Source organism: Streptomyces sp. ISL-66 (assembly GCF_018614135.1).
Classification (GTDB): Bacteria; Actinomycetota; Actinomycetes; order Streptomycetales; family Streptomycetaceae; genus Streptomyces.
This window is the reverse complement of the sequence record NZ_JAGGOW010000191.1, coordinates 414-10,703: the sequence shown is the minus strand read 5'-3', so window position 1 is coordinate 10,703 and position 10,290 is coordinate 414. Positions and strand designations below refer to the sequence as shown.

The following is a 10,290-nucleotide window of genomic DNA, read 5'->3' as shown; positions in this document are numbered from 1 at the left end:
GCGGCTTCCGCGCCCCCGCCCCACCCCCCGCCCCACCCGCGCGTCCGCCCCCCTGTGAGCAGCCGGAAAACACCCGTCACCCCGGCGCAACGCGTCGGCAACCTGCGGCGCGCAGGATCGGTTCATGACGGAGCCGGCGCAGCCTCAGTCCCCGCACCTCCCGCCTTCCCCTCCCCTTTCGCCGGCCACCACGGCGGAGTTGCTGACCCGGATCACCGCCCAGCTCGGCACGCAGCTCAGCGGCCTGCGCCCCCGACACCACGGAGTCGTCCCATGCAGCCCACCCTCGTCGCCGTGGCCCACGGCAGCCGTGACCCGCGCGCCCTGCACACCGTCGAGGCCCTCCTCGAACGGGTCCGCGAGCTCCGTCCGCGCCTCCGCGTCCGGCTCGGGCACATCGAGCTGAACCACCCGTTGCTGGAGCACACCCTCGACCGGGCCACCGGAGCCGCCGTGCTCGTGCCGCTGCTGCTGGGGCGCGGCACCCACGTCAAGCGGGACCTGCCGGCCGCCGCCGCCCGCGCCGGGCACCTGCGGACCCGGGTGGCCGCCCCCCTCGGTCCGCATCCGCTGCTCGTCGAGGCCCTGTACGAGCGGCTCGTGGAGGCCGGCTGGACCGCCGGGTCGGCGGTGGTGCTGGCCGCCGCCGGATCCCGCGACCCCGACTCCGCGGCCGATACGCGGGCCACCGCCGCCCTGCTGTCGCAGCGGCTCGACGGGGTGCCCGTGATCGCGGCCTACGCGTCCGCCGCCGCGCCCACGGTCCCCGACGCCGTACGGGCCCTGGCCGCGCGGGGCTGCCACCGGGTCGCGGTCGCCTCGTACTTCGCCGCCCCCGGGCGCTTCGCCTCCGCGAGCGCCGCCGCCGCGCCGGGACCGGCCGCCGCCCCGCTCGGCGCGCATCCGGCGCTGGCCCGGCTCGTGCTCCAGCGCTACGACGAAGCCCGCGCGACCCTCACGGCCCCCGCGACCCGCGCACGGCAGGCGCACCCGCTGGAACTGGCCACCGCGTAAAGACCGGGTTGGGCCGCAATCACCGGGATTGCTCCTCTTGCACTCGTCTTGTCGGCGCGTACGGTTACCGTTCTGACCATGGAAGGCATGGAAGGCACCACCGCACCTGTCCGCCCCGACCAGCCCGGCGAGCCCTACGGTCCCGCCGATACCGAGCGCTGGGCCGTCGAGCCGGACAAACGGCCGGGCCGGACCGCCTTCCAGCGCGACCGCGCCCGCGTGCTGCACTCCGCCTCCCTGCGCCGCCTCGCCGGGAAGACCCAGGTCGTCACCCCCGGCACGCGTTCGTACGACTGGGACGCGAGCCCCCGTACGCGCCTGACGCACTCCCTGGAATGCGCCCAGGTCGGCCGCGAGCTCGGCGCCGCGCTCGGCTGCGACCCGGACTTGGTCGAGGCCGCCTGCCTCTCGCACGACATGGGACACCCGCCCTTCGGCCACAACGGCGAGGAGGCGCTCAACGAGTTCGCCAAGGACTGCGGCGGCTTCGAGGGCAACGCCCAGTCGCTGCGCCTGCTGACCCGGCTGGAGCCCAAGCGCTTCGTCCCCGATCCCGCCACCGGCGAACTGGTCAGCGTCGGGCTGAACCTCACCCGGGCCTGCCTGGACGCCGCCACCAAGTACCCGTGGGCGCGCGGGGACCACCCCACCGATCCCGGCTCGGTGAAGTTCGGCGCCTACGAGGACGACCTACCGGTCTTCGACTGGCTGCGCCGCGGCGCGCCCGCCGACCGCAAGTGCTTCGAGGCGCAGGTCATGGACTGGGCCGACGACGTGGCGTACTCCGTCCACGACTTCGAGGACGGCCTGCACGCCGGGCACCTCGACCCGAACCTGCTGTTCGCCGAGCCCGAGCGCACCGCGATCTGGCGGGTGGCGATCGGGCGGTACGTACCGGCCGACACGGAGCCGGAGGAGCTGCGGGAGGCCCTGGACCGGCTGATGGAGCAGGAGTGGTGGCCGCACGGGTATGACGGCTCGGCCGTGGCCCAGGCCCGGCTGAAGGACGCCACCAGCCAGCTGATCGGCCGCTTCTGCCTGGCCGCCGAGGGAGCGACCCGGCAGGCGTACGGCACCGGCCGGCTCACCCGGTACGCGGCGGAGCTGGTGGTGCCGCGCGAGGCGCGCAACGAGTGCGCCGTCCTCAAGGCGGTGGCCGACCTGTACGTCATGCAGCGGGACGAGCAGGAGCGGATCCGAGCCGATCAGCGCATCGTCCTCGCCGAGCTCGCGGAGGCGCTGAGCGCCCGCGCGCCCGAGGGTCTGGACCCTCAGTTCCGGGCGATCTTCGACGCGGCGCCGGACGACCGGGCCCGCAAACGCGCGGTCGTCGACCAGATCGCGGCGCTCACCGACGCGGCCGCACGCTCCCTGCACGCCCGCCTCACGCGTCGCGCGCGACGCGCCGAAGGGTGAGCCGATCGGGCCACTCCCCCTTCACGCGGCAGGCTCAGTGCGGGACGCTCGCATGTGGTCGCATGTGGCCGAGAGGTTATGAGGAGGCATCAGGTGGTCGACGCACACCGGACGTTCGTCATCGTCGGCGCAGGGCTGGCCGGAGCCAAGGCGGCCGAGACGCTGAGGTCCGAGGGGTTCACGGGGCGGGTGATCCTCATCGGCGACGAGCGCGACCATCCCTACGAGCGTCCCCCGCTCTCCAAGGGGTACCTGTCGGGCAAGGAGGAGCGCGAGAGCGTCTTCGTCCACGAGCCCTCCTGGTACGCGGCCTCCGACATCGAACTGCACCTCGGCCAGCCGGCGGTCCAGCTCGACCGGGAGGCCAAGAAGGTGGTCCTCGGCGACGGCACGGCGCTGCCGTACGACAAGCTGCTGCTGGCAACCGGCGCCGAGCCGCGCCGGCTGGACATCCCGGGCACCGAGCTGGTCGGGGTGCACCACCTGCGCCGCCTCGCGCACGCCGACCGGCTGCGCAAGACGCTGGCCGGCCTGGGCCGGGACAACGGGCACCTGCTGATCGCGGGCGCCGGCTGGATCGGCCTGGAGGTCGCCGCGGCGGCCCGGGGGTACGGGGCCGAGGTCACGGTCGTCGAACCGGAGGCGACCCCGCTGCACGCGGTCCTCGGTCCGGAGATCGGCCGGCTCTTCGCGGACCTGCACGCCGAGCACGGGGTCCGCTTCCACTTCGGGGCCCGGCTGACGGAGATCGTCGGGCAGGACGGCATGGTGCTGGCGGCCCGTACGGCCGACGGGGAGGAGCACCCGGCGCACGCGGTCCTCGCCGCGATCGGGGCCGCACCGCGCACGGCCCTGGCGGAGACCTCGGGTCTCGCCCTGGTCGACCGGGAGCACGGCGGCGGCATCGCCGTGGACGCCTCGCTGCGCACCTCCGACCCGGACGTGTTCGCGGTCGGGGACGTGGCGGCCGCGCACCACCCGGTGCTGGGGGCGCGGCTGCGGGTCGAGCACTGGGCGAACGCCCTCAACGGGGGTCCGGCCGCCGCGCGGGCGATGCTGGGGCGCGAGGTCTCGTACGACCGGGTTCCGTACTTCTTCTCGGACCAGTACGACGTGGGCTTGGAGTACTCGGGGTACGCCCCGGCGGGCGGCTACGACCAGGTGCTGATCCGGGGGGACGTGGGCAAGCGGGAGTTCATCGCCTTCTGGCTGTCGGACGGGCGGGTCCTGGCCGGAATGAACGTGAACGTGTGGGACGTCACCGAGCACATCCAGGCGCTGATCAGGTCGAAGGCGCCCGTGGACCGCGAGAAGCTGGCAGACCCGTCGATTCCGCTTTCCACCCTGGTGCCCTCGGAGGTGGCCTGACGGGGTGCCGCCCGCGGGCCGCCGGGGGGCCGGGCGGGATCGTCGGTCCCCGGCCGTAGACTTGCGCGTGTGGCGGGACGGATCAACGACGACGACGTGAAGGCGGTACGGGACGCGGTCCCGATCGACGCCGTGGTCTCCGACTACCTCCAATTGCGCAACGCGGGCGGCGGCAACCTCAAGGGCCTCTGCCCGTTCCACGACGAGAAGTCCCCGTCCTTCCAGGTCAGCCCCAGCAAGGGTCTCTACCACTGCTTCGGCTGCCAGGCGGGCGGGGACACCCTCGACTTCGTCATGAAGATCGACCACCTCTCCTTCTCGGAGGCGGTCGAGCGGCTCGCCGGCCTGGCCGGCATCACCCTGCGGTACGAAGAGGGCGGCTACACCGCCGGCACCAGCGGCCGCGGCGAGCGCATCCGGCTGGTCGAGGCCCACAAGGCGGCCGCCGAGTTCTACCTCGACCAGCTGGGCAGCGCCGAGGCCGAGATCGGCCGCAAGTTCCTTGCCGAGCGCGGCTTCGACCAGGCCGCGGCCGCGCACTTCAGCGTCGGCTACAGCCCGGCCGGCTGGGACCACCTGACCCGGTTCCTGCGCGGCAAGGGCTTCAGCGACAAGGAACTGATCACCTCGGGCCTGGCCCAGGACAGCCGCAGCGGAAAGCCCATCGACCGCTTCCGCGGCCGCCTGATGTGGCCCATCCGCGACATCAGCGGCGAGGTCGTCGGCTTCGGCGCGCGCAAGCTGCGCGAGGACGACAACGGCCCCAAGTACCTGAACACGCCCGAGACCTCGATCTACAAGAAGTCCCAGGTGCTCTACGGCATCGACCTGGCCAAGAAGGAGATCGCCCGGACCTCCCGGGCCGTCGTCGTCGAGGGCTACACCGATGTCATGGCCTGCCACGTGGCCGGGGTCACGACCGCGATCGCCACCTGTGGCACCGCCTTCGGCGGAGACCACATCAAGATCCTGCGCCGGCTGCTCATGGACAACGCGACCGCCGAGGTGATCTTCACCTTCGACGGGGACGCCGCCGGCCAGAAGGCCGCGCTGCGCGCCTTCGAGGACGACCAGAAGTTCGCCGCGGAGACCTCCATCACCATCGCCCCGGGCGGCATGGACCCCTGCGACCTGCGCCTCGCGCAGGGCGACGCGGCCGTGTCCGGGCTGGTCGAGGCCCGCACCCCGCTGTTCGAGTTCGCGCTGCGGCACATCGTGTCCCGGCACAACCTGGAGAACCCGGCGGGCCGCGCGGCCGCGCTGGACGAGGCGGCGCCCATCGTCGCCAACATCAAGAACATCGCGATCCAGCACGAGTCGGCCGTCCAGCTGGCCGGCATGCTGGGAATCCGCGACGAGCAGTTCGTCGTCAAGCGGGTCGCGCAGCTCGCCCGCTGGGCGCGCGACCGCGGCGGCCAGGGCCCCGCCGGCCAGCAGCAGGGCCGCGGCCGGTCCTCCTACGAGGCCGCGCCGACGCCTTCCGCCGCCCCGGCGGGCGGTCCCGCGCTGAACCTGCGCAGCCCCGCCCACCGTACGGAGCGCGAGCTGCTCAAGCTGGCCCTCCAGCGGCCCGCCCTGGTCTCCCCCGCCTTCGACGCGTACGGGCTCGACGAGTTCACCGCCCCGCCCTACGCGGCCGTCCGCCAGGCCATCCAGGACGCGGGCGGTGCCTCGCTCGGCACCGAGGACTACCTGACCCGGGTCCGCGCGGCCGCGCCGAACGACACCGTGCGCGCGCTGGTCACCGAGCTCGCGGTCGAGGCCATCCACGCGAAGACGGTCGACGAGGTCTACGCCGGAGTCCAGCTGGTCCAGGTCCGGCTGCGCGCCGTCGACCGCCGGGTGCACGAGATCCAGGGCACCATGGCCCGGCTCGGCCCCCAGGCGCCGCCGGAGCAGCTGGCGGCGGTCCAGGAGGAGCTGTGGGTCCTCCAGCAGTACGGGCAGCGGCTGCGCAACCGGGGCGCGGAGGGCCTGTAAGCCGGTTCGCCGCCCCCGCGCGAGGTCCGGTGCGAGGTCCGGTGCGAGGTCCGGTGTGGCGTCAGGCGTTCTGCGGCGCCTCGTCCTTCAACATCGTCCGCAGCATGTCGCGGAACTCCGGAGTGTCGACCTCCTGGTGCACGGACACGGAGTGCTCGGTGGCCGCCCGGACCACCTCTTCCTCCTCGCCCGCGATGGTCAGGGTGCAGTTGGCCTCGCTGGGGTACTCCCTGCAGTCGATGAACTTGCGCACGGTGTGCCTCCCGGATGGGTGGTGACGGCTGTCGGCGTCGCCGTCCGAGCGCCGCTCGGGCGGGAGGGCGGAGGCAGGTGCGTCAGGTGGTGTTCAGTGTCTCTTCCACGATCCTCCCTGCGGGCCCGGGACGCACGGGGAGGCCTTTCCGGCCACGGCATCAGCGGCGCAGCCAGTCGCCACCGGGGATCTCCGTACCGGAGCTCGCCAGGCGGCCGGCCAGGGGTGGGGCGGCCAGGTAGACCCAGGCGCGGACCGGGGTGCCGTCGGGGCGCAGGGCGTCGCGGGCGATGCGGTCGTAGATGTTGCCGGGATGCCCGGGGCCCTCGTACTCCTCCAGCAGATCGAGGGCGACGAGGAGTTCCCCGTAGGCCCCCGGGGCCGCGACGATCAGCTCCCCGGCTATGGCGGATCCGGGGCGGTCCACGGCGTAGGGGTAGCCGGGGCCCTCGTACAGCGCCGCGTCCGGGAGGCGGGCGGGCTGCTCGGCGGCGGTGCGGCCGCGCAGGAACAGCTCGTGGTTGACCTCGCCCGGACGCAGGGTCCCGTAGACGAAGAACGCAAGCTCCTCGGGCTCCGGTACGGAACCCGTCCTTCCGGCCCGGCCCTCCGGCCGATCCACCGACGACGCCATGCGGTCCTCCTTCTGCTCACACCGGGCAGTCCGCCGCGGCTCCGCGGGGCCGAAGCACGGGCACATCGTTCCAGACGCCCTGAAGCAGCACCGATCCCCCTTGCCCAGGGAAGAGATACCCGCCGGCCCCGTCACCCAGACGGGGAGGGGGCCCACGGATGGCCCTATCGAGGCCGCTGACCTGCGCGGACGGCCCGCCCGCGCGCACCGTGGGGCGAATCTGACACCACATCAGCAGGCGGCCGCCCCACCGCCCGGGTTACCTCGGAAACACGACCCCGTGTCCACAGGAGACCCCCCATGCGTCGACGCACCGCCCACGTGCTCACCGCCACCGCGCTGACCGCCGTCGCGTTCACCGGCCCGGTGGCCGGCGCCGTCGCGGCCGCGGACCTCGGCATGGCGGGCTTCGCGGCCGGCGACTTCGCCCCGCTGGAGGTCTGGCCCAAGTCCGCCTCCCCCGGCACCACCGTCACGGTGAACACGAGCGCCTGCGGCAGCGGAAGTCACGCCGAGGGCGACGCGTCCACCGTCGGCGGCGGCCGCTTCAAGCTGACCCCGGGGACCCACAAGGAGGTGGTCGTGGGGCAGTTCCAGGTCGGCCACGGCGCCCGCCCCGGCACCTACGGCATCGGCGCCACCTGCGCGAACGGCAAGTTCGCGACCGGCGACCTGATCGTCACCGAACACGACCGCGGCCCGCAGGGCCACGTGCGTACCGGGGTGGGCGGTGGCACGACCACCACCGCCGACCCCGCCAAGATCGCGGCGGGAGCGGCCGTGCTGGCCGCCACCGCCGCCGGCGGTATCTGGCTCCTGCGTCGCCGGGCGAGCGGCACGCGGAGCTGACGGGCGCCCGCGGCCGAGGCCGCGGTCCGACCGGTACCGCCCCCGTCGCCCGCCCCGCGAGGTCCCCCCCGTTCGCGGGGCCGGGCGACGGCCAGTCACCACGAAGACATCGAGTGCCAGCAACAGCAGCGACGACGACAGCGCGACGGCAAGGGGGCCTCGCATGGGCATGGGCATGGACGCGAGCCTGGCCCGCCGCGGCGGGTTCGTCGCGCTCGCCGCCTGCATCGGCGTCTGGCTCGTCGGCAGCGGCTCCAGTGAGCCGGTGCGGCCGCCCCTGCCCTCCCCCGGCGAGGGACTGAGCGCCCAGGCGCAGTATCCGGGAGCCATCGCCGCGCTCCCCGGTTCCCCGCCCACCCGCATCCGGATCCCGTCGATCCGCGTGGACGCCCCGCTGACCGGGCTGGGCCTCCAGGCCGACGGCAGCCTGGAGGTGCCGCCGCCCGCCCGCCGGAACCTGGCCGGCTGGTACCGGGACGGGACCACCCCGGGCGCCACCGGCACCGCCGTCGTCGTCGGCCACGTGGACGACGCCACCGGCCCGGCGGTCTTCTACCACCTGGGCGCGCTGCACCGCGGAGCCCTGGTCGAGATCGCCCGCCAGGACGGCAGTACGGCCGTGTTCACGGTCCACGCGGTGGAGGTCTACGACGCCAGGGCCTTCCCCGACTCCCGCGTGTACGGGACGTCGCCGCGCGCCGAACTGCGCGTCATCACCTGCGGCGGGGGCTTCTCCCCGCGCACCGGCTACCGGGGCAACGTGGTCGTCTTCGCCCACCTCACGGGCACTTACTAGCCAACCTGGTGCTGTGACGGGGAAGGCTCACCGGCTCGCGACGCCCGCGACGAGCCCGACCCCCGCGACGCCCGCTAGTGCGCCGCCGGACCCGTGCGGACGACCGGCTGGTCGCCCCGGGGCCCGAACAGGTGCAGGATCTCCGCCGCGTTCGCGTCGGCGGGGCCGAACCAGTGGGGTTCGCTGGTGTCGAACTCGGCCACCTCGCCCGGCCGGAGGGTGAAGGTGCGCTCCCCGATGATCAGGCGGAGCTCGCCGGCGAGCACGTAGAGCCATTCGTACCCGGCGTGGGTGACGAGCTTCGGTTCGCGGTACGAGAGCACCTGCTTGAACACCTGCACCCGGCCCGGGTACTGCGTCAGGGGCACCAGCACGCTTCCGTGCTCCCTGCGGTGGGGCTTCAGGTGCACGCGGGGGTCGCCGGTGGCCGGAGCCGCCACCAGCTGGTCCAGTGCGACGCGGTGCGCGCGGGCGAGCGGGATGAGCAGTTCGAGCGTCGGGCGCCGCTTGCCCGCCTCCAGCCGCGACAGCGTGCTCACGGAGATCCCGGTGTCCCGCGCGAGCGCCTCGAGGGTGAGTCCGCGGTCGCGCCGCAGGGCGCGCAGCCGTGGCCCGATGCTGTCGAGCGTCTCCGCGAGTTCGGGGTCCATGCGGGCCATTTTGCGGTACTGGCAAATTTTCTGGGCCGGAACCCCCACCCCGGCCGAGCCTGGGCGTACACGGGCGTGCAGACGAAAGACGCCCCCGGCCCGAAGGCGGACCCAGTGACCACGACGGTGACCACAGCCACGACCCTCCCGGATGCCACACCCCCGTTGAGCGCGCGCCGGCGGTGGACGATCCTGGCCGTCTGCGCGCTGAGCATGTTCCTCGTCGGCGTGGACACCACCATCGTCAACGTGGGCCTGCCCGTGATCGGGCGCGGCCTGGGCGTGGGCACGCACGGGCTGGAATGGGTGGTGGACGCCTACACCGTTGTCCTGGCCAGCCTCCTCGTCGCTTCCGGCGCCCTCGCCGACCGCTTCGGGCGCCGCCGCGTCTTCCAGTGCGGACTGACCCTCTTCGGCGTCGCGTCCCTGGTCTGTGCGCTGGCACCGTCGCTCGGCCTCCTCGTCGCGGCGCGGGCCGTCCAGGGCGTCGGGGCCTCGATGCTGAGCCCGGTCGCCCTGGCGATCGTGGTGAACGCGATGCCCGACCCGCGGGAGCGGGCCCGCGCGATCGGTGTGTGGGCGTCGGTGTTCGGGCTCAGCATGGCGGCGGGCCCGGTCATCGGCGGGGCCCTCATCGGGGCCTTCGGCTGGCGTTCGGTGTTCTGGATCAACGCACCGGTCATCGTCGCCGCGCTCGTCCTGGTCGCGGTGTTCGTGCCGGAGTCCCGCGGCCGGGCCCGGCGGCTCGACCTGCCCGGCCAGGTGCTCCTCACCACGGCCCTGTGCGTCTTCGTCGGCGTGCTCATCGAGGGGCCGCGGATCGGCTGGACCTCTGCCCCGGCCGTGGCCTGCTACGCCGCGGTCGTGGCGGCGACGGCCGGGTTCGTCCGGGTCGAACTCCACCGGAGCGAACCGCTCATGGACCTCGGGCTCTTCCGGCGGCCGCCCTTCGCCTCGGCGGCGCTGGGCGCCGTGGCGCTGTTCGCCGCACTGAACGTGACCCTCCTGCTCAACACGCTCTACCTCCAGGAAACCCGCGGCTGGACCCCGCTCGCGGCGGGCACGGCGACACTGCCCATGGCGCTCGGGGCCACCCTGTGCGCACCGTGGTCCGGCAGTCTGGTGGGCCGCGTCGGTACGAGGCGGCCCCTCGTCCTCGCGGGCGGTTTCACCGCGGTCGGCGGGCTGTGCCTGGTCGGCCTGGGTCCGGACACGAGCGTCCTGCTGCTCCTGCTGTCCTACCTGCTCATCGGCGTCGGGTTCGGCTTCGCCAACGCGCCGATCACCCATACGGCGGTCAGCGGTCTGCCCGCGTCCCGGGCCGGCGTGG

Annotated in this window: 9 protein-coding genes and 1 pseudogene; 7 read left to right on the top strand and 3 right to left on the bottom strand. The window is 73.9% G+C overall.

Annotated elements, in window-relative coordinates:
- The first annotated feature begins 124 nt into the window (after positions 1-124).
- The 4 genes and pseudogenes from J7E97_RS31885 to dnaG all read left to right on the top strand — a co-directional run bounded on the left by J7E97_RS31885 (position 125) and on the right by dnaG (position 5,778).
- A pseudogene (locus tag J7E97_RS31885) lies at positions 125-1,014 on the top strand (sirohydrochlorin chelatase).
- Positions 1,015-1,092: 78 nt separating this feature from the next.
- A complete protein-coding gene (locus J7E97_RS31880) occupies positions 1,093-2,430 on the top strand; it encodes a deoxyguanosinetriphosphate triphosphohydrolase (protein ID WP_215034509.1) in 1,338 nt (445 codons plus the stop codon).
- Positions 2,431-2,523: 93 nt separating this feature from the next.
- Complete coding sequence (locus J7E97_RS31875; RefSeq protein ID WP_215034507.1) at positions 2,524-3,798, top strand: FAD-dependent oxidoreductase; 1,275 nt, start codon at positions 2,524-2,526, stop codon at positions 3,796-3,798.
- Between the two features lie 69 nt (positions 3,799-3,867).
- Positions 3,868-5,778 (top strand): DNA primase, encoded by a 1,911-nt coding sequence (gene dnaG, locus J7E97_RS31870; protein WP_215034505.1) that lies wholly within the window; start codon positions 3,868-3,870, stop codon positions 5,776-5,778.
- Positions 5,779-5,839: 61 nt separating this feature from the next.
- Here the strand turns inward: dnaG and J7E97_RS31865 are convergent, their stop codons facing one another.
- Positions 5,840-6,031: a DUF1059 domain-containing protein gene (locus J7E97_RS31865; RefSeq protein WP_215034503.1), complete on the bottom strand. Its 192-nt coding sequence runs from the start codon at positions 6,029-6,031 to the stop codon at positions 5,840-5,842.
- A gap of 160 nt (positions 6,032-6,191) precedes the next feature.
- Positions 6,192-6,665, bottom strand: a complete 474-nt coding sequence (locus J7E97_RS31860) for a gamma-glutamylcyclotransferase family protein (RefSeq protein ID WP_215034501.1) — start codon at positions 6,663-6,665, stop codon at positions 6,192-6,194.
- Positions 6,666-6,965: 300 nt separating this feature from the next.
- On the opposite strand from J7E97_RS31860, the gene J7E97_RS31855 reads away from it, so the two are divergent.
- Both J7E97_RS31855 and J7E97_RS31850 read left to right on the top strand, forming a co-directional pair.
- Positions 6,966-7,514 (top strand): hypothetical protein, encoded by a 549-nt coding sequence (locus tag J7E97_RS31855; protein ID WP_251055460.1) that lies wholly within the window; start codon positions 6,966-6,968, stop codon positions 7,512-7,514.
- Between the two features lie 163 nt (positions 7,515-7,677).
- The gene (locus tag J7E97_RS31850; protein WP_251055459.1) at positions 7,678-8,310 is read left to right on the top strand and encodes a class F sortase; all 633 of its coding nucleotides are present in this window, start codon (positions 7,678-7,680) and stop codon (positions 8,308-8,310) included.
- Positions 8,311-8,384: 74 nt separating this feature from the next.
- On the opposite strand, the gene J7E97_RS31845 is transcribed toward J7E97_RS31850, so the two are convergent.
- Positions 8,385-8,960, bottom strand: coding sequence for a helix-turn-helix domain-containing protein (locus J7E97_RS31845; RefSeq protein ID WP_215034499.1), 576 nt, complete (start codon positions 8,958-8,960; stop codon positions 8,385-8,387).
- A gap of 114 nt (positions 8,961-9,074) precedes the next feature.
- Between J7E97_RS31845 and J7E97_RS31840 the strand changes: the two genes are divergently transcribed.
- Positions 9,075-10,290: MFS transporter (locus J7E97_RS31840; protein WP_308346892.1), on the top strand; the 1,216-nt coding region annotated here is incomplete at its 3' end.

Coding starts and splice junctions, on each gene's coding strand:
- J7E97_RS31880 (WP_215034509.1), top strand. CDS start 1,093: ATGGAAGGCATGGAAGGCACCACCGCACCTGTCCGCCCCGACCAGCCC.
- J7E97_RS31860 (WP_215034501.1), bottom strand. CDS start 6,665: ATGGCGTCGTCGGTGGATCGGCCGGAGGGCCGGGCCGGAAGGACGGGT.
- J7E97_RS31855 (WP_251055460.1), top strand. CDS start 6,966: ATGCGTCGACGCACCGCCCACGTGCTCACCGCCACCGCGCTGACCGCC.
- J7E97_RS31850 (WP_251055459.1), top strand. CDS start 7,678: ATGGGCATGGGCATGGACGCGAGCCTGGCCCGCCGCGGCGGGTTCGTC.
- J7E97_RS31845 (WP_215034499.1), bottom strand. CDS start 8,960: ATGGACCCCGAACTCGCGGAGACGCTCGACAGCATCGGGCCACGGCTG.